The following is a 23,707-nucleotide window of genomic DNA, read 5'->3' as shown; positions in this document are numbered from 1 at the left end:
GCTGTCATGCGCGCTTATTACCATTCGGTCGAGACATTTGGCACGGTGGATGGCCCGGGCATTCGCTATGTCCTGTTTTTAGCAGGCTGCTCCATGGGCTGCACGTTTTGCCATAACCCGGATACCTGGCAGACTGGCGATAAACAGATCACCGTCGACGAGGTCCTGGCCGATATGGAGCGCTACCGGCCGTTTTATGAGAATTCGGGCGGCGGGTTGACGGTATCGGGCGGCGAACCGCTGCAGCAGGCCGCCTTTGTCGCCGCCTTGTTCGCCGCCGTCCGGCAGGCCGGTTTCTCCACGGTGCTGGATACTTCCGGCTGTGGAACGCAGCAGGACTGGGACGCCGTGCTGCCGGTCACCGACATTGTCCAGTTTTCTTTAAAGGCTGTCAACCCGGCCACTCATCGGCGGCTGACCCGGACCGACGGCGCGGCGATCAGGAAAAATTTCGCCTATGTGGCGTCGCAGCCGGTGCGGCTGGTTATCCGGTTTGTGGTGATTCCCGGCCTGACCGATACCAGGGAGGAAATTGAGGCGCTGGGGCGCCTGCTGCAGGAACTGCCGGCATCGGTCGGCGTCGAATTCCTGCCTTATCACGCGCTGGGTAAGGAAAAATGGCGGCGGCTCGGCCTTCCTTATGTGTTGGAAGCCGTGAGAGAAGCTGATGCCGCCGATATCGAACGCGTGAAGGCGTATTTATCCCCCTGGCGCTGAGTGGTGATTAACAGGCAGAGTCGTTTCTGCCTGTTCTTTTTCATTTGAGGGTATCGCAAACGTTTTTATATAGAAACGCATGCGATACCCCTTTTTGCGTTGACGGGGTTGTAAGGGTGGGGGCGATGCGGGGCTTTTAACAGGGTTTTAGCAAAAACAAATGATATTGATTTTCATTATCAATAATGCTATGATAATAAAGAATGGATTTTGCCACATCAGTTTGTAAAGGAAGGATGAACACTATGGCAACAAGCAGAGGCCCCCGCTTCAAATTATGCCGCAGGCTGGGCGTCAATATTTTTGGCCATCCCAAGGCGATGAACCGGGCCCGGAAAGAGAACAGCCGGGCGGGGCGGAAACTCTCGGAATATGGTCTGCAGCTTTTGGAAAAACAGAAGATCAAGGCTTATTACGGCATCCTGGAAAAGCAGTTTGTCCGCTATCTCGAGCAAGCCAAAAAGAGCCGTGAAATTACCGGGGTCGCTCTGCTAAAGTCTCTGGAGTGCCGCCTGGACAACATAGTATACCGCTTCGGGTTCGCTAATTCCATCCGACAGGCGCGGCAAATGGTCACTCACGGCCATATCCTGGTTAACGGCAAACGGGTGGATATACCTTCCTGCGCCGTCAAAGTCAACGACGTCATTTCACTCCGGGAAAAATACCGGAACAATGTGCTGTTCGCCGCCAATTTCCAGGAACTCCAGTCCTTTAACCTGCCTTACCTTGAGAGAGATCTGGACAATTTCAGCGGCAAATTGCTCCGGTTGCCGGAAAGATCGGAAATCCCCATCGAAGTCAATGAAATTCTGGCTATCGAACTGTACTCCAAATAGCATGTGCAAATATAGCCGACATTTTTACTGGGAACATCTGCTGTCCACGCCGCGGGATCCCTGGCAGACTTCTTTCATTACGGCCGGCAGCGCCGGCAGGGCCCTCTTTGTCAATACTGTTATCATCGATTACCGGCGAAACACCCTGGACAACAACTGGGCCGGATATCCGGATGTCAAGGCGCTGCTGGGCTTTTTGCAGTACCTGCATCTGCCGCTGGTTTTTTACCATACCCTCCGTCAGAATGAGGAGGAACTTTACTTTCCGGTTTGCTCCAGCGATGAATTCCTGAATATGATTGCGGACTCGGAATCCCGCTACGCGCCGGTCATGCGGGAGGCAGTCCTGGAACTGAACGGCTTGTGGAAACTGGATGAGGAGCAGTGCCTGGCCCGGCTCCGGGATTTTTGCCGCTGCTTTAACGCTTTCTGGCGTCAGAATGACTATATTCTGAATATCAGCCTCTTTGCCAATACCCGGGACATTGCTCATTATGTCCTGGATCAGAGTGAATTTCCCGAAGTATTGGAGGAGGACATCGGCCTGACGGCCGACCAGTTATTTCATCTGTGCGATAATTTCTACCGTGAGCCGCTGGTACGCAGAAACTTCGTCAAACTGCTCAACCATAAAATCGGCTGCGTGATCTGAACGCTGGCGCCGATGGGAACAGTACTCTCTTGCTCATGTTCTGGCATGGATTGAGGGAAGTACTGTTCCCGTTTTGGTAAAAGGATAATTCGATTTTCGAATGTATACTGTATACATTCGAAAATCGAATTTACATTAGCGACTGAAGTGACTATACTGAAAATATGAAAAATTATAATTTGAAATCCCACTTGGCAGATTCCTATCGTACGTTGCCCAGTCTGATCACCGGAGTATTGCGGGAAAAAATTCTGTCGGGGGAACTTGGCGGCGGCACGCCGCTGAAACAGGAAGAGCTTGCTTCACAGTTCAACGTCAGCATGAGCGCTTTACGGGAAGCATTAAAAAGCCTGGAAGCGGAAGGCCTGGTTCGATTTTATCCCAATCGCGGGGCGATAGTCAGTGAATTGTCGGCAGCGGAGGCAAAGGAGATATTTGAGATTCGTCTGTTTTTGGAATTGGGCGCTCTGGAATTGGCCATTCCCAATTTGAAACAGACGGAGTTGGATGCGGCGGATGGGTTTTTGCAGGAAGCGGACGCCCAACTGCAAAATGACCGCTGCAGCGAGCTGAACTGGCGATTCCACGAGGTGCTATACCGCCCTGGCGGCAACGACAAACTGCTGTCGCTGATTCAAACCATGCATAACAATGTGGAACGCTACATGCGCCTTTATCTGTCTACATTGCATTATCATGCGAAATCGCAGGCCGAGCACAGGAGCTTACTGGAAGCCTGCGCCCGAAGTGATATCAAAGGAGCGCAAGAAGTGCTGCGGCGGCATATGACCGATGCCTGCGCCAGCTTAAGCGGCTACCTGCGGCAGGCGAATAAAGGGGAGGTATAAGAAGTGTCAACTAAACGCATTGAGGCATTCAAAAAGTCCTATGTTTACTCTAAGCCGTCCATCAGCGCCAAACGGGCGGTGGTTTTCACCGAGTCGCATAAACAGACTGAGGGAGAGCCGGTGATTATCCGCCGGGCCAAGGCTTTCGCTTCTGTGTGTGAAAGCATACCGGTCACGATCTTCGACGATGAATTGATTGTCGGCTCGATCAGCGAGTTCCGCAAATCCGGCATCGTTTGCCCGGAGTACTCCTGGAAGTGGGTCAATGAAGAGATGGATTCGTTTGCCAGCCGCAATCAGGACCCTTACTGCATTGACGAACAAACCAAAGCAACCCTGCGCCAGGAGATTTTCCCCTATTGGCAGGGTAAGTCGCTGGAGGAAACCTTTTTAGCGAGAATTAATCCGACCACGGCGAAAGTGCTGGTAGATACGGGCATTATCGATAATGATTCCAAATGGCGCAATGCAGTCGGCGAGGTAACCGCCGATTACCAGGATGTCGTATTTCAATACGGCTTTGGCGGGCTGAAGCGGCAAGCCGAGCAGCATCTGCAGTCGCTGGAGCCGGTCAGCGCCGAGGCGCTGGAAAAGATAAACTTCTACAGCGCCGCCGTATTGGTCTGCGGAGGCATTGTTACCCTGGCCCGCCGTTACGCCGCCCAGGCCGAGACTTTGGCGGCAGCGCAGAAGGATGCCGGCCGCAAGGCGGAATTGCTGGAGATTGCCCGGATTTGCCGCGCCGTGCCGGAAAATCCTCCCCAGTCATTCGCCGAGGCGATTCAAATGGTCTGGTTTACCCAGCTTGGCTCCATCCTTTCAGAAAACTCCCTGGCGCTCAATCTGGGCCGATTCGACCAGTACATGTATCCCTATTTTTCCAAAGACAAAGCCAACGGCGCCATTACTGACGATAAAGCGCAGGAATTGATCGAAGCGCTTTGGATCAAGCTGTCGGAGTGGGTGTGGGCCATTTCCAGCAATACCGCCAAGTTCTTCGCCGGCTACAACTCGTTCCAGAACCTCACTGTCGGCGGCCGGACCCGCGACGGCCGGGACGCTACCAATGAGCTTTCCTACATGTGCCTGCAGGCCACGGAGAATGTAAAGACCCATCAGCCCGGTCTCAGCGTGCGGATTCATCCCGACACGCCGGAAGAATTTTTGCTGGCTGTGTGCAAACTGGTCAGTGTGGGCACGGGTTTCCCCGCCATTCATAACGACCGGGTCGGCTCGGCGATGCTGCTGGCCGCCGGCGTAGCGCCGGAAGATGCGAGGGACTGGAATAACTGCGGCTGCGTTGTGCCGCATTTCCGCAAGATCGGCGAGTGGACGTCAGCCGTTAATATCAATTTCGCGGCGGCGGTCGAATTCGTGTTCAACGGCGGCAAACACCGCATCAGCGGTGAGATGATGGGGCTGCCCGGACAAGGCATTGATGCACTTGATACCTATGAAGCGGTAGAAGCCGCCTTCTGCGAACAACTGGCCTATCTGGTCAAACATGCGGTGATCGGATCGGTTACCGCTCAGCAGATTCATGCGGAAATGGTGCCCCGGCCTTATCTTTCCATGCTGGTTGACGGCTGCATGGAAAAAGGCCGCGATTTGAGCAAGGGCGGAGCCAAATACAATTTAGGACCGGTGCTGACCGGTATTGGCGTTGCCGATTCGGCGAATTCACTGGCGGTCATTAAAAAGCTGGTGTTTGAAGAGAAAAAATATACGCTGCAGGAAATCTGCCGGGCTCTGGAAGCTGACTGGACTGGCTATGAAGAACTGCGGCAGGCGGCGCTTGCCTGCCCCAAATACGGCAATGACGACGATTATGTTGACTCTATTGCCGTTAGAATTACTGATTTTTACAACAAGGAAGTTATCGCCTATAACGATTATTTCGGCTCGCGCTTCAATTCGGCGTTCATGGGCATTTCCAACTATATTCCGGCCGGCAGCGTAGTCGGCGCCACCCCCGACGGCCGGAAAGCGAAGAGTCCGCTGACCGAAGGCGTTTCGCCCCACGCCGGCACCGACCTGACCAGCCCGACGGCGGCGATGCGTTCGGCCGCCAAAATCAATCACGATGTCCATTCCGGCGGCACGCTGCTGAACGTGAAGTTTGCGCCCGAACTGCTGCAGTCGGCAAGGAACCAGCGCAATCTGGCCTCGGTGATCCGGGCGTATTTCGCGCTGGGCGCCTTCCATGTCCAATTCAATGTCATTTCCACGGAAACGCTGCGCAAAGCGCAGGAGCATCCCGAGGACTACCGCGATCTCCTGGTGCGGGTGGCCGGCTACAGCACGCAGTTCGTCAACCTGTCGCGGGAGGCCCAGGACGCGATTATTGCCCGTACCACGTACGAATCCTTATAGTTAGTTGGTGATGGCCATGCAATCTGTTTCCGGTACAATCTTTCAAATACAGCGCTGGTCGATTAACGACGGTGAAGGCATTCGCAGCACGGTTTTCCTCAAGGGCTGCCCTCTGCGCTGCCAGTGGTGCGCCAATCCGGAATCCTGGCATGGCAATCCTGAAGTCTTGTTCCTGCAGGAAAAATGCACGGGATGCGGGCAGTGCGCTGTTGTCTGCGACGCTGCCGCTGTCCGCATTGATCCCGTGTCCCGCAAGGCGGTTACCAGCGGAGCCTGTCTGGGATGCGGCAAATGCTGCCAGGTATGCGCCGGCGGCGCCAGAAAGCAAATCGGCATGCGCGTAACAGTTGACGATGTGATGAAAATCATTCAGCGCGATGCCGTGTTTTACCGGGAGTCAGGCGGCGGCGTAACCTTTTCCGGCGGCGAGCCATTCCTGCAGGCGGAGTTTCTGCGGCAGCTGGTGCTGGCCTGCGGCCGTATCGGCCTTGATACCGCCGTTGAGACCTGCGGCTTTTACGACTGGCAGCAGGTAGCAGATATTTTTGCCCATTTGAACTGTGTGTTTATTGACTGCAAGCATATGGACGACGCCATTCACCGAAAATGGACAGGGGTCGGTAACCAGCGGATACTGGAAAACATCCAACGGATCTCCCAGCTGCCGCTGCGCACGATTGTCCGGGTGCCTCTGATCCGGGAAGTCAATGCCAATGAACAGAATATTCGTGAGATGTGCCGGTTCCTGGTGCAGAAAACAGGGGTGCGGGAAGTGGAATTGCTGGCATACCATGACTACGGCAAATCGAAGCATCACGCCGCCGGCTTGCCGGACATCACCTTTTCCGCGCTCGGCGAGGCGGAGACGGACCGGCTGAAGCAGATCATCGCAGACTACGGGATCACACTGGCTGATTTCAAGTAATAAAGCCTGTGAGCTATTTTAAGACTTTTCTCCTAATGGCGAGGAGTCTGTTGCAAAATTCATCTGTGGCCTAGAATCAGGGACCGTTCAAAAAGGTTCAGATGCTAGGTAAGAGAAACGCTTGCGTTTCCGTAGTAGTAAAGAATTCAAGTGATTTTTCGGCTTATGAGAGATCACCGACTATCGCCACTCTTCCGAAAAGTCACGAATTCCGATACAGCGCGACGAGGACGCGCGTGAGACTGTACGTTTGGAGGGTACGTCGAACGCGCGCCCGCAGGAGGCTGAAGTGACGCAGATGAGCCTTTTTCAACGGTCTCCTGGGACAAATAGCCAAGGGCCTGCGCCCTGCCAGAGCTTGCCGGGATTTGACCGGCTGCAGCAAGGGCGCCCCCTTGTTCATTATATTGTCGCAATTGCCGAATAAATTAAAGCGAAAACTGAGGAGGAGACTATGCAAAACAAACAAGCGGCATTTGACTTTATTGACAAGCATCAGGAGGAAATGATTTCTCTCTGGCGGGAAGTCGTCAGCATCGAGAGCGGCCCCCATGAAAAGCCTGGCATTGATATCGTAGCAGATCATTTTCGCAATTTTCTGGAAAAAACTGGCGCAGCATGCCGTTCCGTGGACTTTTCCGAAGCCGGCAATATGCTGATCGCTGAGATTGGCGCCGAACGTTCCCTCCCGGGTGTGCTATTCCTGGGGCATATGGATACCGCCATTCCTGCCGGCGCGATCAAAGAACGGCCCTTTACCATAAAGGAAGGCATCGCCTACGGACCTGGAGTCCTGGATATGAAGGGCGGCATTGTCGCTGCTTTGTACGCGATCAAGGCACTGAACAGCATCGGCTATGACAGCCGGCCGCTCAAGGTGCTGCTGGCAGGCGATGAAGAAGTGCTGCACGCCCGTTCCACCGCTCCCGATGTGTTTATCAACGAAGCCAAAGGCTATGCAGCCGCTTTCAACGTAGAAACCGGCTTCACCGATAACGGCATTGTTGTCGGGCGCAAAGGCGTGGCGCAATTCATGATCGAGGTAAAAGGCGTGGCGGCTCATGCGGGCAATGACCCGGAAAATGGCCGCAATGCGATTCTGGCCATGTCCCATAAGATCATCGAGGTTCAGGACCGCAGCAGCTGGGGCGCCAACACGACCTATAACGTCGGCGTGATCCAGGGAGGGACAACCTCTACCGCGGTTCCCGATTATGCAAAGGTTCTGATTGATGTGCGCTATATGGACCCGGATGATCTGCCGGCGATTACCGGCCGCCTGGAAAAGATTGCGGCGAAGACCCATCTCGAAGGAACTACCGGCACCTGTAAATATATGCACGGCATCAAACCGATGAAAACCACCGACGGGGTTAAGCAGCTATTTGAAATTGTAAAGCAAGCCTCCGAAGAAAACGGCTTTGGCGCGCCATATGCGAAGTTTGTCGGCGGCGCTTCCGATTCCGCCTATTCAGTGCTGGCCGGCGTGCCGACCGTATGCGCCATCGGCGTGAAAGGCGGCCGCAACCACAGCCCTGAGGAATTCGCGGTTGTCGATTCCTTGTTTGAACGGGCGAAATTGCTGATCGCCAGCGTGCTTAAACTGGACAATTAGACGATTTTCTGATCGCTGTTGCCATAAATACAAGGAGGAGTGCAAAATGACAGAAAAAAAACAGGAAGAGTACAAGGTTACCTGGAAGGGATGGCTGGCGCTGATTATTCTGCTGATATCCTTTTCCGGCATCTTTGCCCAGTCGACGGGCCCGTGGCGGGCGCTTGACTTTCAGGTTCTCACCGGTCAGTTTGGGAAGATCGCCGACGGAGCAATCTTTACCGGCAAAGGCGGCATCGGCGCGCGTGACGGCTTTATGTTCGCTTTGACCTTGTTTCCGACGCTGATGTTTGCCCTGGGCTGCGTACAAGTCGCAGAGTCTCTGGGCGCTCTGCGGGCGGCGGAAAAATTATTCCGTCCGATTCTGCGCCCGCTGATGGGTCTGCCGGGAGCCGCCGGGCTGGCGTTTGTCAGCAGTGTGACCAGCTCTGACGTGGGAGCGGTTATGACTAAGGGCTTGGTAGAGGACAAAATGATGACTGACGATGAACGAACGATCTTTGTCGCTTATCAGTATGCCGGCTCCGCGCCGGTCGTCAACACCTTTGGAACCGGTGCGGCGCTGCTGCCGATCAGTGTGCTGCCGGTAGGCGTGATTATTGCGATCATCATGTTTGTCAAAATTTTAGGCGCCAATCTGGTCCGGATGTATCTGTACTGGCAAGCTAAACGGGAACTAACAACAGGAGGTGCCGCTAATGGCTGAGTCGACTTCCGCCGTCAATTTGCAGAAAGTAAAACCAAGCATCGTTGAAGAATTCGTTGCCGGCGCTAAAAAAGGCTTTTATATCGGCGCCGAAATGATCGCGCCGGCCATGGTGCTGGCTTATGTCCTGATTCAGTTTCTGGAAATCACCGGGCTGATGCAGGGGGTGGGCAAACTGCTCGGACCGGTGATGGCTGTATTTGGCCTGCCCGGCGAAGCGATTATTGCCCTGGTCGCGGCATTTTTTGCCAAAGCGGCCGGCTGCGCCACTGCGGCCACTCTGTATGCAAAAGGCGTCATCACTGCGACCCAGGCGACCATTTTGTTTCCCGCCTGTGTTACTATGGGCACGCTGATCGGCCACTTCGTTCGCATTGTTATTGTGGCCAACACCAATCAAAAAAGGCACCCGCTGCTTTTATGCGTGCCGCTTGTCGACGCTGCTGTAGCCATGATTATAACCCGGGTTATTTTGAGCGTCTGGGGAATCAACTAATTCGCGGCAATGTCGCCGCAAACTGAAAACAACAGCATGAACCAAGGCAGGAGTGGTAAGACAGTCCTGCCTCTCACATTATGATATGGGAAAGGGAATGAAATCATTATTATGACCAAAAGAGCGATGAAAACCATGGACGGCAATATGGCCGCAGCCTATATTTCTTATGCGTTTACCGATGTCGCAGCCATTTTTCCGATCACGCCGTCGTCCAATATGGCGGAGAGTGCAGATGAGTGGGCGGCGCAAGGGAAAAAGAACATTTTCGGACAGACGGTGGAAGTGGTGGAAATGCAGTCGGAGGGGGGCGCTGCCGGCGCGGTTCACGGTTCCCTGCAGGCCGGGGCATTGACCACTACCTACACGGCGTCCCAGGGCCTGCTGCTGATGATCCCGAATATGTACAAAATCGCCGGTGAACTGCTGCCGGGCGTATTTCACGTCAGCTCGCGGGTCATTGGAGCCAACGCCATTAACATTTTCGGCGATCATTCCGACGTCATGGCTACCCGTCAGACCGGCTTTGCCCTTCTGGCGGAAAGCAGCGTGCAGCAGGTGATGGACCTGGCGGCGGTGGCGCATTTGTCCGCTATCAAAGGCAGGGTTCCCTTTCTTAACTTCTTTGACGGCTTCCGGACTTCTCACGAGATCCAGAAAGTCGAAGTGCTCGATTATGATGAGCTGGCCGGCCTGTTTGACCGGGATGCGCTGGACGCTTTTCGGCGCCGGGCGCTGAATCCCGACCATCCTCTTTTGAAAGGCACGGTCCAAAACGGGGATATCCATTTTCAGCAGCGCGAGGTATCCAACCGTTTCTATCAGGCGCTGCCCGAGATTGTTGAAGCGTACATGGCCGAGATCAGCAAGCTCACCGGCCGGGAGTATCACCTCTTTAATTACTACGGCGCAACCGATGCCGACCGGATGATTATCGCCATGGGGTCGATGTGCGAAACAGTTGCCGAGGTCGTTGATTACCTCAACGCCAGAGGCGAGAAAACCGGCCTGTTGACCGTGCATTTATACCGTCCCTTTTCAGTGGAGCATTTTCTCAAATATATCCCCCGCACTGTCAAGCGGATTGCCGTACTCGACCGCACCAAGGAAATGGGCGCTCCGGCCGAACCTCTCTATCTGGATGTCAAGGCGGCGTTTTACGGCGGGGAATGGCAGCCGCTTATTGTCGGCGGCCGCTGCGGCGTAGGCGGCAAGGACATCATTCCTTCCCATATCCAGGGCGTCTTTGAAAACCTGAAAGCAGTGCAGCCGAAAGATCATTTTACCGTCGGCATTATCGACGATGTCAACCATTCGTCGCTGCCGCTGGGCGAGGACATCGAAACGACCGCCCGTGGCACCAAGGCCTGCAAGTTCTGGGGACTCGGCTCCGACGGCACGGTCGGCGCCAATAAGAGCGCTATTAAGATTATTGGCGATCACACCGATATGTACGCCCAGGCTTACTTCGCCTATGATTCCAAAAAATCCGGCGGCGTGACGATTTCGCACCTGCGGTTCGGACAGCAGCCGATCCGTTCGCCGTACCTGATTAATAAGGCGGATTTTATCGCCTGTCATAACCAGTCTTATGTTTACAACTACGATGTGCTGGCAGGGTTGAAGCCCGGCGGCAGCTTCCTTTTAAACTGCCGCTGGAACAGGGAGGAACTGGAGCAAAATCTGCCGGCGGCCATGAAGCGGTACATTCATGCCAGCAAAATCCGGTTCTATACGATTGATGCCGTGAAAATCGCCCGGGAGATCGGCCTTGGCGGCCGGATCAACATGATTATGCAGTCGGCATTTTTCAAGATCGCCGATATTATCCCGGCCAATGATGCAGCCCAGTATCTGAAGCAGGCGGTAGAGAAGTCATACGGGCGCAAGGGCGAACAGATTGTCGCTATGAATCATGCTGCTATTGACAAAGGCATGGAGGCCATTGTAAAAATCGACGTCCCTGTCCATTGGCAGTCGGCTGCTGCTGAACAGGCAGCGCCAAAAGCGGCGCCGCAGTTTATCGAAAAGATCCTGATGCCGGTGAACCGTCAGGAAGGCGATACGCTGCCTGTCAGCCGGTTTATCGGCCTGGAAGACGGCGCTTTCCCGCTGGGAACGGCGGCGTATGAGAAGCGCGGCATTGCCATTGATGTGCCCGAGTGGCTGCCTGACAACTGTATCCAATGCAATCAGTGCGCCTATGTCTGCCCCCACGCCGCCATCCGGCCGGTATTGCTCACCGGGGACGAGGCCGGCAAAGCGCCGGCAGGCTTTGCGGCTAAGCCCTGCACCGGACAAAAGGACCTTCAGTTTGCCATCGCCATATCGGCGTTTGACTGCACCGGCTGCGGCAATTGCGCTCAGGTATGCCCGGCCCGGGAAAAAGCGCTGGCCATGCAGCCTTTGGCTACTCAGGCCGCTAAGGAAGCCCATTGGGACTATGCGATGGCTCTGCCGCCCAAAGCCAATCCTTTTGCGCCGTTTTCTGTTAAAGGCAGTCAGTTTGAGCAGCCCTTGCTCGAATTCTCGGGCGCTTGCGCCGGCTGCGGCGAAACTCCCTATGCCAAACTGGTCACCCAGCTGTTTGGCGACAGGATGATGGTCGCCAATGCCACCGGCTGCTCGTCGGTTTGGGCCGGCAGCGCCCCTGCCATTCCCTATACCGTGAATCACCGCGGCCATGGCCCGGCCTGGGGCAATTCCCTGTTTGAAGATAACGCCGAATTCGGATTGGGCATGCTGGTAGGCGTGAAGCAAATCCGCCGCCAGCTGGCCATGAAAATCAAGCAGGCGGCCCTGCTGCGGCCGGACGGCGAGTTCGCCGCGGCCTGCGAGGATTGGCTGGCTCACAAAGACAGCAGCGACGGCAGCCGCGCCAGGGCTGACAAGCTGATCAAAGCTCTGGAACCGATTAAAGACAGCGATGCTTTGCTGCAGGATATTTACGCCAACCGCGATTTTCTGGTGCAGCGGTCCCAGTGGATTTTCGGCGGCGACGGCTGGGCTTACGACATTGGCTTCGGCGGCCTGGACCATGTCCTGGCATCCGGCGAAAATGTCAACGTCCTGGTATTTGACACCGAGGTTTACTCCAATACCGGCGGCCAGTCTTCCAAAGCCACGCCGACGGCGGCGATTGCGAAGTTTGCCGCCAGCGGCAAGAAAACTAAGAAAAAAGATCTGGGCATGATCGCCATGAGCTACGGTTATGTCTACGTGGCGCAAATTTCCATGGGAGCGGATAAGAATCAAACGCTGAAGGCTATTGCCGAGGCGGAAGCTTATCCCGGCCCTTCGCTGATTATCGCTTATGCCCCCTGCATCAACCACGGCTTAAAAAGCGGCATGGGCTGCAGCCAGCTTGAGGCCAAACGCGCCGTTGACAGCGGCTACTGGGCAATGTACCGCTATAATCCGCAATTAAAGCAGACCGGAAAAAATCCGTTTGTCCTCGACTCGAAAGAACCCACCATGGACTTCCAGGAATTTCTGATGGGCGAAGTGCGTTATGCATCGCTGAAAAAGCAGTTCCCGGAGCTGGCGCAGGATTTGTTTGCCAAGACCGAAGCCGACGCCAGGGAAAGGCTGGAAACGTACCGGCAGCTGGCCGGGCAAAGCAAAGCAGAATAGAACACCTTGCCGCGCCGGGTATCTTACAGGAGGGATATGGAATGGACAAAGTTATAGCGAATAAAATCGTCGAAACTGTCTATGGTGAAACCGGCTTGGTCACAACTGTCTGCGATCAGAATGGGACCATCATCGCGGCCAGCAATGCGTCGCGGATCGGCACAGTTCACAGCGGCTCGAAACAAGTGCTGGGTGAGAGGTTATCCCATCGCACGGTGACGGTGGAAGATGAGGAGAAATCGGGCGGTATCCTGAAAATGGGTGTGCATATGCCGATTGTTTTTAACGACGAATGGATCGGCAGCTTCGGCATTGGCGGCGATCCCGTATATACCAAGCCCATCGCCCAGGTTGTCACAGGGATTATCCGCAAGGAATTGCAGGAAGCGCACAATAAAAAGGTCCTACTGGGACAGGCCCAGCAGGTTAATGATTCGATTATGACCATCGCCGCCACCATTCAGCAGCTCAATGCGTCCCAGGAAGACCTGTCGGCTACCATGCAGGATGTAGCCAGCTTGTCGGACCAGGCTTCCGCCGATGTGGAAAAAACCGACGACGTGATCGCCACGATTCACCAGATTGCCAGTCAAACCAACCTGCTCGGTCTCAACGCGGCTATCGAAGCCGCCCGGGCCGGCGAACAAGGCAGGGGTTTTGCCGTGGTGGCCCAGGAAGTTCGCAAGTTGTCGGATCAAAGCAGCCATTCGGCGAAAGATATTCAAACCACGCTGCAGCACCTGAAAATATCCATGGAGAGAGTGATCAACCATACCCAGCAGACAGCCCACATTACCCAGGAACAGTCTAAAGCCACCCAGTCCATTACTGAGATGGTCATGACGCTCAAGGACGTGGGCGAAAAGCTGCTGGCTATGGCCAAAGCGGAATAGCGCCAGAAAAGAGCAAGCCTCTCCTGTTTTTAGGAAGGCTTGCTCTTTTTTCAGCCGCTCGCCGGGGAAGTACGGGAAAATAGCCTTACCGCAAGTCATATAAATATAAATCGGCTGCTGAAAAGGACTGAATTTTTGGCAAGTAATTTAAAAAGCAAAATAATAATAATGATTATGAAGTGGAAGGAAGCGGCCTTGTTTCAGGCGAATTTTGTACTGGAAACAGTCAAATAAATCAATGTGAATATGGTTATTTTAGCAATAACAAGGAGGGGTGTTTTTTGAAAAGTGATTTTAGCTGCCTGTTCGCCGGCGAAGCCGGCTACGGGGTCATGAGCGCGGGCTCGACCGTGGCTAAGGCGGCCGGGCGCAATAATCTCTGGGCGTTTGTCGTCAACGAATACCCGTCGCTGATTAAAGGCGGCCTGAACACCTGTCTGGTCCGTCTGGCTGCCGCGCCGCTGCAGGCGCATGAGGAGGCAATTGATTGCCTGGCTGTTCTGTCACAGGAAGGGCTGGAGCAGAACTATTCCCGCCTTCAGCCGGGCGGCTGCCTGATTGCCGACGTCTCGCTCGCTGTCGACAGCAGCCGGCTGGCGGAGGGGGTGCGGGTTTACCAGCAGCCGCTGCTGCAAAAGGGAAGCGGCGATGTAGCTAAAATAATGTCCAACAGCGCCATGCTGGGGGCGTTTTGCGCGGTCAGCGGCTTTCCCGTTGATCTGATCGAAGCGGTTCTGGCCGGCGAATTTAAGCCGGAGGTATTTGAGAAAAATCGTCTCTTATTGCGCGCAGCCTATGAGACGGCGTCGCAGCAAACGGCTGCGGCCGCATTTTCTCTGCCCTTTGCACCGCCGCCGGCGAAGCGGATGCTGCTCAACGGCAATGACGCGATCGCTATGGGCGCGCTGCAAGCTGGCTGCAAATTCTCTGCCGGCTACCCGATGACACCTGGCTCCAGCGTACTGACCTATCTTGCGGACAACGGACCTGCTTTTGGATTGGTCTTTAAACAGGCGGAAGATGAAATCGCGGCGATCAACATGCTGATCGGCGCCGGCTTTGCCGGCGTTCGGGCGATCGGTTCCACCAGCGGCGGCGGTTTTGCTTTGATGGCGGAGGCGCTCGGCTTTGCTGCGCTGGCGGAAGTGCCGCTGGTCATGGTCAATGCCCAGCGGGGCGGGCCCAGCACCGGCCAGCCGACGCGTACAGCCCAGGCCGACCTGGCGTTTGTGCTGAACGCGTCGCAAGGCGAGTTTTTGCGCATCGTGGTTGCTCCCGGCGATATTGAGGAGTGCTTTCAGGAAACTTTCCGCGCCTTTAACCTGGCGGAGAAATATCAATTGCCGGTCATTATTCTGACCGATAAATATCTGGCCGATTCGGCGGCGACTCATCCCTTTTTCCAGACGGAGGGGCTGGCGGTCGAACGCGGCAAGCTGGCCGACGCAGCCTGGCTGGCGGCGCATCAGCCATACAAGCGCTATGAATTCACTCCTGACGGCGTGTCGGCGCGCGCTTTGCCGGGGACAGGCGGCGGCCGCCATATCGCCACCAGCTACACTCACGGCGAGGACGGCTTCTACAGTTCCGGCAACCGCGAATACGCCGGCTGCGAACCGGAAGTCACCGTCAGGGCCCTGGACAAGCTGTTTGCCAAAGAGCCGCCTATCCTGGAGGAACTTGAGGCTGTCAGACTGTACGGACCGGAAACGGCCGATCTGACGATGGTCGTCTGGGGCTCAACCAAAGGGGCGGCGCTGGAAGCGATGGAACTGGCAAAGGGGGCAGGCATCAGCGTCAATGTCCTGCAGGTACTCTATCTGTCGCCCTTTCCGGCGGCGGCGGTGGCGGAGATCCTCGGCCGGAGCACGCAGACGCTGCTGGTGGAGGGCAATAAAACGGCGCAGCTTGGCGGGCTGGTCCGCATGCACACCGGCATCCATCTCGCCAATCGCTACTTGAAATACGATTCGCGGGCCTTTACGCCCTCTCAGATACTCTTGAAAATCAAGGAGGTGCTGGCATGAGCGCCCATGATGCCAATCTCGCCTATGTTCCCACCTGGTGTCCCGGCTGCGGCAATTTCGGTATTTTTAATGCCCTGAAAAAAGCGTTTGCTGCACTGGAACTCGACCTTGAGCAGACCGTTCTGGTTAACGGCATCGGCTGCTCCAGCAAAATCGGCCAGTATATTAACTGCTACCGCATTGAGACCCTGCACGGCCGCAGCCTGCCGGTGGCCACCGGCGTCAAACTGGCGAACCACGGACTGACCGTCATTGCCGAAGGCGGCGACGGCGACGGCATGGGCCTGGGGATGGGCCATTTTGTCCATACCGCCAGGCGTAATCTTGATATCAGTTATTTTATCCATAACAATCAGGTTTACGGCCTGACCAAGGGACAAACATCGCCGACCAGCGAGCCGGGCATGTTTACCAAGTTCACGCCGCCGCCGGTGGGCAATGTCGAGCGGCCGGTCAATATCGTAGACATGGCGATCAGCCTGGGCGCAAGCTTTGTCGCCCGCGCCTATACCGGCAATATGGACCATCTGGCTGATATGATGGCCCAGGCCATTCGTCACCGCGGCTTTGCGGTGGTCGATATCCTGCAGCCCTGCGTATCCTTTAACGCCGTCAATACCTATGCCTGGTATCAGCAGCGGGTTCGCAGCATCCCCAGCAGCCATGATCCGTCAGACCGTGAGAAGGCCAAGGCGCTGGCCGGATTATGGGGCGATGAAATCCCTGTCGGCGTGTTTTTGCGAGAGAAAAGGCCGACCTTCGCCGACTCGCTGCCGCAGCTTACAGACGGGCCCCTTACTGCACAGCCGCTGACCGGCATCGATATCAGCGAGCTGATGGAGGACCTGGCGTAAACAGCGGCGGCAGAACGAAACGCAACCCATGCGGCTAGGCCGATCGCTTGTATGGAGACGGTGGTTCGCCATACGCAGCAGACGGCTCACAGTATCAGGAGCAGGCCAGCCACCCGGTCTATTACCGGGATGGTCATGACGCTCAAGGCGGTTGGCGAAAGGGTGCTGGCTATGGCCAAAGCGGAATAGTGTCAAGGTGAAGGCGCCACTCATTCCGGTGCTGGCGAAAGGGACGAATTCTCTTATTGTTAAGAGCGTTCGTCCCTTTCAATTATTACCCGATCAAACAATGATTGTTCCGATCTGACGGTAATATTAAACCTCGGCTTTAGTGGCTTTTCACGCCAGGCACTTCAGGGAATTCTGAGCTCAACAATCCGGCTTGGTCTGCCCGCTTGGGTCAGCACTCGCTTCCCCACTTCGAAGCAATATCCATGCTCTTCTAATTTTGCCAACAGCCGGTTCGTGGTTCTGAGAGAAACGTTCAGCAGGGCTGCCAGCTCAGAGGCGGTAAACCGCCTCTTGCCGTGAGACTCGAGTATGCTGCACAAGCGGAATATCGTATTCGTACTGATGCCCGACCGTTCGGAGACTGCCAGAAACTTTTGATCGATTTTTTGCTTTATATCGGTTTGTTGTTTATTGTCATTGGTGCGAACCGGGCCGATGATCTCCGCAGCATTATACACGATAAAGGCCGCATGGCCACCCTGTCTGCTCGCCCTATCCATGCCCAGGCTGGCGTGGGACTTTGCTTCCCGGGCGGTTTGGCCATAGCCTACTCCGATGCTGACCGTACTTGCACTATTTTCCTTTACTGTCTGGAGCAAATGGATATTCTCAAAGGAATTTGTCACGCTTTCTACCAGATGCTTGGTTGAGAAAAGAAGAAAGTCGCGGGCTCCTACCTCGATAACAGCAGCCTGTATGCGCTGGGCAAACAGATAGATTTGCCTGGCGACGTTTGTTTTGTCAATAATATATTGATATTCATTGTCATTGAACAAGGAATATTCGCTGGGGGAATCTATCCGAATCGATAAAGCGACAATCTGGCTTTGCTGACTCACTTGCAGCAGATGATTCAATTGCATTTTGTGCAAGGTTTGACGGATGACATTGGCGCTGGGATCAACACGAAAACTGGGAATATTCTTCGCAGTTAACGCCTCATGCACGTTATATAACGCCGTGATGCAGCAGGATATCTGCCGGCGGCGGTAATGCTGCTCATGAAAAGCGCACACATACTCAATATAATGATCGTCGCAAGGAGCTTTAGTGGTTGTAAATACTTGAAACTGATCTCCGGCAACGCCTATTTCTTGATACGTTTCAGATAATTGGTTCAGGTCGTATAAATCGGAGCTAAGGCGATGAATACTGTATTTTGGGGACAAGGCAATCTGCAGCAGCACCTGCAGCAGGGAGCTGCCGCTGCGCGGAATAAACTCCCAGGCTATTACCGGTTTCACATACTTTTCCGCATAAAACAGCGGAGTCGAACCTGCAAACAGAACGGCATCCAAATATGGCTGTTGATTTTGCAGCAATTTGGGGGCCTCAGTGTACATTTTATAGACATATGCGGTTGGTTTGATCTGATGAAATTCACACTTTATTATCCGCAGGATTTTATCGACAATTTCCGGCGGTCCGACAATGCCGATTTTCATGCTCCACCTTCTTTGCGAAGTATTATGGACAATATAAAGACAATATTAAGTCGCGCTTCTACTTTGTATAATAGCATCAAATATAAAGGAAAGTCCATTATAAATAAACATTGGTTTACAATTGTCTTTGGAATTATGAGGAGGAGATCGGCTAAATGAAAATAACCAAGGTCGTGCTGCGCAAAATGAAAATGGACTTAAAGGTTCCATTTGTCGTCAGTTTCGGCGCTTTGAAGGACAAACATTTCATGGCGGTTGAAGTTCATACGAAAGATCACGTCGGCTATGGTGATTGCTCGGCTTTTAGTCATCCTTATTACAATGAAGAAACCATTTCCACTGCATGGCATATCATTCAGGATTTTTTAGTTCCCCTGTTGTTCAGCAAAGAAGAAATTTCCCGGCCGGAAGAAGTCAGTGAACTGTTTTCTCATATCCGGCGCAATAAAATGGCGAAAGCGGCCCTTGACTGCGCCATCTGGGATTTATACGCCAAGGAAAACAACATTTCTGTAGCCAGAGCCTTAGGCGGAACCAGAGATAAAATTGAAACCGGGATCAGTATCGGCATTCAAGAAAGCCCGGACGATCTGGTGCGGGTAGTGGAAAATTTCATGGGAGAAGGCTATCGCCGCGTCAAAGTGAAAATTGAACCCGGCCGGGACATTAAATATTTGGAAGCGGTACGCAAGCGGTTTGGCAATATCATGCTGATGGCGGATGCCAATTCGGCCTATACCTTGAAGGATATCGACCTGTTTAAAGAACTTGACCATTTGGATCTTATTATGATTGAGCAGCCGTTATCGCATGACGACATTGTCGATCACGCCAAACTGCAGGGGGCACTGAAGACTAGAATCTGCCTGGATGAGAGCATCCATTCAGTGGATGACGCGCGACATGCGATTGAACTGGGCAGCGCCAGGACGATCAATATCAAAGTAGCCAGAGTCGGCGGCCTGACGGAAGCCAGAAAGATTCATGACCTTTGCGCCTCGCACGATATCCCTGTCTGGTGCGGCGGCATGCTGGACACCGGTATCGCCAGGGCTCACAATGTAGCCATCGCTTCTTTGCCGAATTATAGATTCCCGGGGGATGTGCCGGCTTCCGACCGCTACTGGCATCAGGACGTCATTTCACCGGCAATGACGATTGACCGGAATGCCATGATCCAGGTTCCCGACAAGCCCGGTATCGGTTTTGAACCTGTCCCCGGGCTGATGGAGGCATTTTCCTACGAGAGAAAAGAAATTTTACACTGATAATCAAGCTAAAATGGAGGGGTTTTTATGGATCTGCAACCGGTGATAAACAGCCCCGGCATGTGGCTGGCATCCAGCATCATGGTTATTGTGGTTGTCGCTCAGAGCTTCCTGTACCTGCGGGAGGGATTCAGGGGGGCCGCCGCGCTTGGCATTCCCCGGAGCGAATGCGTAAAGGGTCTGAGGGCGGCCATGATTACCGCTATCGGACCATCCCTGGCGCCGGTTGTCATCCTGTTGGCGTTGCTGGCGGTCTTGGGCGCACCTACGACCTGGATGCGGATGAACGATATCGGCGCTGCCCGCACCGAGCTAGCCATGTCGGCTCTGGCCACCAAAGTGTATGGCGTGGAAATACGGTCGGCCGGCTTCGACCTTAAAACCTTCAGCTATGCAATTTGGGGGATGGCCCTGAACAACGCGGGCTGGATGGTAGTGGCCCTGATATTTGTAAAACGGATGAACAACGCCATCAAGAAAATGAACGAAAAATACGACCCGCGCTGGATTAAATTACTGATGACCGGCGCTGCGATCGGCCTTTTCGCCTATTTGTGGAGCGGGAGCCTTATCCGGGGCGGAGGAAACCTGTTTGCGGGCATAGTCTCCTTTATTGCAATGTTTCTCCTTTCAAAATATGCCGGGAAGTATCCCCGCTTACAGGAACCGGCTTTAGGCATCGCTATGCTGATCGGGATGTTTGCGGCCGCCGCCTTTTTCTGAACCGGCAGCTTGACGGGAAAATAGCGAAAAGGAGGAGTTTTATATGTTGGGAAATTACGATTTTCAGGCACAGGTAATCCGTCTGGGAACATTCACATTAGTTGCGGGAATTATCGCTAACTTCATACCAGCCCTCTACTTGGCCGCGGTGCTGGGTGTAATGCCCCAGTGGGGCGATTTAATCCAGGTATGGGTGGTGGCCTTCGGCGCCTTCGGCGCCAGCTGGATTGTGCAGCCTCTGTCGTTTTATCCCATGCTGGGGACCGGCGGCTCCTATATCGGCTGGCTATGCGGCAACGTAGCCGACCTGCGTGTCCCGGCGGCGACGATGGCCCAGAAGGTGACCGGCTCCGAGCATGGCACCCCCCGCGGGGACGTTATGGCTACGATCGGCATTGCCGGTTCCGTTTTTGTCTCGGTATTCATATTGACCTTTTTTACTTTTACCGGAGCGGCGGTTATGCCCCTGGTCCCGTCCTTCGTCAAAAAGGCTTTTGGCTTCATTTTACCGGCCGTAGTCGGCGCAGTGTATGCCGAGCTCTCCGGCAAGCACCTTAAAATCGGCCTTGGAACCATCTTGGTGGCTCTGGTTATTACCTATCTGGCTCCTAAATTCGGCATAGCGCCCTGGCTGCTTTCATTATGCGTCATTGCCGGCGGGATGCTCGTCGCCCGCTGGCAGTTCTTAATCAATAAATAGCGGTGGGAAGTCCTGCCTGACTACATTCTGAAGGGTGATTACACACAATGAGGATTGACCGTATTGACATTATTCGGGTAAAGAATCCGTTCACGCATCCGTTTGAAACCAGCTTTGTCCGCTTTGTCGAGAGAGACGCCTTGCTGGTGAAGATCTATTCCGAAGGCCTGGTGGGCTATGGCGAATGCAAAGCGTTCCATGCCCCTCTGTACAATCCTGAGGATAACGGGACCTGCCTGCACATTATTAAAAACTTCCTCGCACCGCTGCTGCTGCATCAAGAAATTGAAGGTCCGGTGGAATTCATGCAGAGGGTGGCGTTTATCCGCGGCAACCGCCTGGCGATCGCCAGCGTTGAAAACGCGCTTTGGGAGCTAAAGCGACAGCGCGAAGGGAAATCGCTGAAGACATTAATCGGCGGCACCCGTGATGAAGTTGAGGTGGGCGTAAGTCTGGGCATTGAAGCCGATATTTCCACCTTGCTCAAGAAAATTGAGAAATACCTGGCTGAAGGGTATCACCGGACGAAGATCAAGATCAAGCCAGGCAAGGATATTACGGTGCTGCGCGAAATTCGACGGCACTATCCGGATATTACCTTGACGGTAGATGCGAATTCTGACTACACGCTGGATGACATTGAACTCTTCAAAGCCATGGATGACTTGAACCTGGCGTATATTGAACAACCCTTGGGCGAAAACGATATTATTGATCATGCCGTGCTGCAAAAAGCGATCAACACGCCTATCTGCCTCGATGAAAGCATCATATCGGTCGAATCGGCCAGGCAGGCCATTGAAATCGGCAGCTGCAGAATCATTAACGTCAAATCCAGCCGGGTTGGCGGCATCTGTGAATCGATCAGGATTCACGATCTTTGCCGGAAGCATGATATTCCGCTTTGGGTTGGCGGCATGACCGAGCTTGGCATCGGCAGAGTACAGAATATTTCCCTGGCCAGCCTGCCGCACTTTACCCTGGCCCATGACATTGCGGCAAGCAACCGGTATTTTGCCGAAGACATTACCATTCCGGTTGTCAATATCACCGACAGGTGCACGCTCATCGTACCTGATGAAACAAACGGCGTTCACTACGAGGTGGATGAAAAGGCCATTGACCGGATGATGGTCAGCCGGGATGTAATGAAATAGAGCGAGACAAAAGTAAGTAATGAATGCAATATGATCATAACAACGCCGGTTATCAAAATGATGATATCCGGCAGTTGTGTTTATCTTAAGAAAGGGTGGTCAGGGCATGCAAAAACAGGCGATTTTCCAATATATCGATGAACATAGAGGAGAGATGATGGCTTTATGGCAGGAGCTTGTCAACCGGGAAAGCGGTTCAGCCGATAAAGCGGGGGTCGATAAAGTCCAGGACAGAATAAAAAATATCCTGGAAGCGGAGGGCGCCCTTGTCCGCATGGTCGAGTATGAGCAGGCAGGCAATATGCTCATTGCCGAGATCGGCGGCGATCGGGCGAAAGCCCCCGTCCTGTTTTCAGGCCATGTCGACACCGTATTCAAAACCGGCACGGTCGAAAAACGGCCCTTTACCGTCCGCGACGGCAAGGCTTACGGCCCCGGCGTGCTGGACATGAAGGGCGGTGTGGTAGCTTTCCTCTATGCCGTTAAAGCGCTCAGGGCCGCCGGCTTTTCGGAACGTCCCATCAAGATGCTGCTTGCCGGCGATGAAGAGACGGGTCACCTCGCTTCAAACGCTGCCGAAGTGTTTGTGGAGGAAGCACGTGGCTGCGCCGCCGCGTTTAACTGTGAAACAGGTTTTGTCGATGACGCTATTGTTGTCGGCCGTAAAGGAGTTGCCGGGTTTACCATGGAAGTCCGCGGCGTCGCCGCCCATGTCGGGAATGATCCGGAGAACGGCCGCAGCGCCATTGTCGAGATTGCCCATAAGCTGCTTGAAGTTGAGAAGCTGACCGACTGGCAGGAAGGAACATCCTTCAACGTCGGCGTCATCGAAGGCGGTACGGTGCCGAATGCAACTCCCGACTATGCGAAGATCAGGATCGATGTCCGCTTTGTAGACGAAAATGCCATCCCCAAATTCACCAGACAAATCGAGGCTATTGCTGCAAAAACATACGTGCCCGGCACAACGACAACCCTGACTGCTGGAGCCAGCTTTAAGCCGATGACGACAACCGAGGGGGTAAAGCGCCTGTTCCGTCTTGTTAAGGAGACCTATGCCGAAAACGGCTTTGGCGCACCGTATGAGAAAGCCGTCGGCGGCGGCGCGGATTCAGCCTATACTGTCATCGCCGGCGTTCCTACCGTCTGCGCTATGGGAGTCAAAGGCGGACGGAATCATAGCCCGGAAGAATATGCGATTGTTGAAAGTCTGTTCGAACGTGCGAAACTTTTGGCTGCCTGCGTCCTTAAGCTCAACAGCCTGTAAGCTAAGACAGCATTCGCGCGATACCTAAAAAATTAGCCGCTGCGGAATCACCGACTGAGTACAAAAAAGCTTCCAGGAGAGAATGGGTCAATTTGCGATGTGAATAATATAAAAACTTAGAAACATGTTCTAAATATCTAGAACATGTTTCTGATTTTAATATGTGGGGATTCAGTACGGCGGATTGGATCAGTTCTTTTCCAGATTTTTAGAAGGAATTCGATCCAAGTGGTGGATTTAGCGCCATTAAATATGTTGGCATGAAACTTGCTCATAAATTGGGTACGTAATCGACAAATTCCGAGAAGAAGGTGCATGCTGTGAACCCATGATATATC

At 54.0% G+C, this 23,707-nt stretch carries 20 protein-coding genes; 19 read left to right on the top strand and 1 reads right to left on the bottom strand.

The annotated features are described in order from the left end of the window. Positions 1-6: 6 nt before the first annotated feature. From pflA to ALO_RS22505, 14 genes are all read left to right on the top strand, one after another. Positions 7-717 (top strand): pyruvate formate-lyase-activating protein, encoded by a 711-nt coding sequence (pflA, locus tag ALO_RS12755; RefSeq protein WP_004096575.1) that lies wholly within the window; start codon positions 7-9, stop codon positions 715-717. Between the two features lie 245 nt (positions 718-962). Beyond that, complete coding sequence (gene rpsD / locus ALO_RS12750; protein WP_004096573.1) at positions 963-1,556, top strand: 30S ribosomal protein S4; 594 nt, start codon at positions 963-965, stop codon at positions 1,554-1,556. A gap of 1 nt (position 1,557) precedes the next feature. Further along, positions 1,558-2,208, top strand: coding sequence for a hypothetical protein (locus ALO_RS12745; protein ID WP_004096571.1), 651 nt, complete (start codon positions 1,558-1,560; stop codon positions 2,206-2,208). 164 nt (positions 2,209-2,372) lie between these two features. Further along, entirely contained in the window at positions 2,373-3,056 is a 684-nt protein-coding gene (locus tag ALO_RS12740; RefSeq protein WP_004096569.1) for a GntR family transcriptional regulator, read from the top strand. 3 nt (positions 3,057-3,059) lie between these two features. Continuing rightward, the gene (locus ALO_RS12735; RefSeq protein ID WP_004096568.1) at positions 3,060-5,429 is read left to right on the top strand and encodes a glycyl radical protein; all 2,370 of its coding nucleotides are present in this window, start codon (positions 3,060-3,062) and stop codon (positions 5,427-5,429) included. Between the two features lie 16 nt (positions 5,430-5,445). Continuing rightward, complete coding sequence (locus tag ALO_RS12730) at positions 5,446-6,354, top strand: glycyl-radical enzyme activating protein (protein ID WP_004096567.1); 909 nt, start codon at positions 5,446-5,448, stop codon at positions 6,352-6,354. A gap of 454 nt (positions 6,355-6,808) precedes the next feature. After that, positions 6,809-7,969: a M20 family metallopeptidase gene (locus tag ALO_RS12725; RefSeq protein WP_004096566.1), complete on the top strand. Its 1,161-nt coding sequence runs from the start codon at positions 6,809-6,811 to the stop codon at positions 7,967-7,969. Between the two features lie 46 nt (positions 7,970-8,015). Then, positions 8,016-8,675, top strand: coding sequence for a nucleoside recognition domain-containing protein (locus ALO_RS12720; protein WP_004096565.1), 660 nt, complete (start codon positions 8,016-8,018; stop codon positions 8,673-8,675). Continuing rightward, entirely contained in the window at positions 8,668-9,171 is a 504-nt protein-coding gene (locus ALO_RS12715) for a nucleoside recognition domain-containing protein (protein ID WP_004096564.1), read from the top strand. Before ALO_RS12720 ends, ALO_RS12715 begins: the two co-directional genes overlap by 8 nt. Before the next feature lie 111 nt (positions 9,172-9,282). Continuing rightward, complete coding sequence (gene nifJ / locus ALO_RS12710; protein ID WP_004096563.1) at positions 9,283-12,804, top strand: pyruvate:ferredoxin (flavodoxin) oxidoreductase; 3,522 nt, start codon at positions 9,283-9,285, stop codon at positions 12,802-12,804. Between the two features lie 41 nt (positions 12,805-12,845). Beyond that, positions 12,846-13,697 (top strand): methyl-accepting chemotaxis protein, encoded by an 852-nt coding sequence (locus ALO_RS23535; RefSeq protein WP_004096562.1) that lies wholly within the window; start codon positions 12,846-12,848, stop codon positions 13,695-13,697. Between the two features lie 281 nt (positions 13,698-13,978). Continuing rightward, complete coding sequence (locus tag ALO_RS12695; protein WP_004096560.1) at positions 13,979-15,724, top strand: 2-oxoacid:acceptor oxidoreductase subunit alpha; 1,746 nt, start codon at positions 13,979-13,981, stop codon at positions 15,722-15,724. Beyond that, positions 15,721-16,578: a thiamine pyrophosphate-dependent enzyme gene (locus ALO_RS12690; protein ID WP_004096559.1), complete on the top strand. Its 858-nt coding sequence runs from the start codon at positions 15,721-15,723 to the stop codon at positions 16,576-16,578. The genes ALO_RS12695 and ALO_RS12690 overlap by 4 nt, the downstream gene beginning before the upstream one ends. A gap of 51 nt (positions 16,579-16,629) precedes the next feature. Continuing rightward, entirely contained in the window at positions 16,630-16,767 is a 138-nt protein-coding gene (locus ALO_RS22505; protein ID WP_004096558.1) for a hypothetical protein, read from the top strand. Positions 16,768-16,931: 164 nt separating this feature from the next. On the opposite strand, the gene ALO_RS12685 is transcribed toward ALO_RS22505, so the two are convergent. Continuing rightward, positions 16,932-18,254, bottom strand: coding sequence for a hypothetical protein (locus tag ALO_RS12685; RefSeq protein WP_004096557.1), 1,323 nt, complete (start codon positions 18,252-18,254; stop codon positions 16,932-16,934). 155 nt (positions 18,255-18,409) lie between these two features. Between ALO_RS12685 and menC (ALO_RS12680) the strand changes: the two genes are divergently transcribed. From menC (ALO_RS12680) to ALO_RS12660, 5 genes are all read left to right on the top strand, one after another. After that, positions 18,410-19,522 carry an o-succinylbenzoate synthase gene (gene menC, locus ALO_RS12680; RefSeq protein WP_004096555.1) on the top strand — a complete coding sequence of 371 codons (1,113 nt, stop codon included), beginning with the start codon at positions 18,410-18,412 and terminating at the stop codon, positions 19,520-19,522. 27 nt (positions 19,523-19,549) lie between these two features. Next, a complete protein-coding gene (locus tag ALO_RS12675; protein ID WP_004096553.1) occupies positions 19,550-20,245 on the top strand; it encodes a DUF5058 family protein in 696 nt (231 codons plus the stop codon). Positions 20,246-20,288: 43 nt separating this feature from the next. Continuing rightward, entirely contained in the window at positions 20,289-20,945 is a 657-nt protein-coding gene (locus ALO_RS12670; RefSeq protein WP_004096551.1) for a hypothetical protein, read from the top strand. A 47-nt stretch (positions 20,946-20,992) separates the two neighbouring features. Beyond that, on the top strand, positions 20,993-22,102 hold the full coding sequence (gene menC / locus ALO_RS12665) for an o-succinylbenzoate synthase (RefSeq protein ID WP_004096549.1): 1,110 nt from the start codon (positions 20,993-20,995) through the stop codon (positions 22,100-22,102). Positions 22,103-22,208: 106 nt separating this feature from the next. Then, positions 22,209-23,369 (top strand): M20 family metallopeptidase, encoded by a 1,161-nt coding sequence (locus tag ALO_RS12660; protein ID WP_004096546.1) that lies wholly within the window; start codon positions 22,209-22,211, stop codon positions 23,367-23,369. Positions 23,370-23,707: the final 338 nt, after the last annotated feature.

It is taken from the genome of Acetonema longum DSM 6540, from assembly GCF_000219125.1.
Classification (GTDB): Bacteria; Bacillota; Negativicutes; order Sporomusales; family Acetonemataceae; genus Acetonema; species Acetonema longum.
The sequence above is the reverse complement of the archived record's forward strand: the minus strand, read 5'-3'. Positions and strand labels throughout refer to the sequence as shown.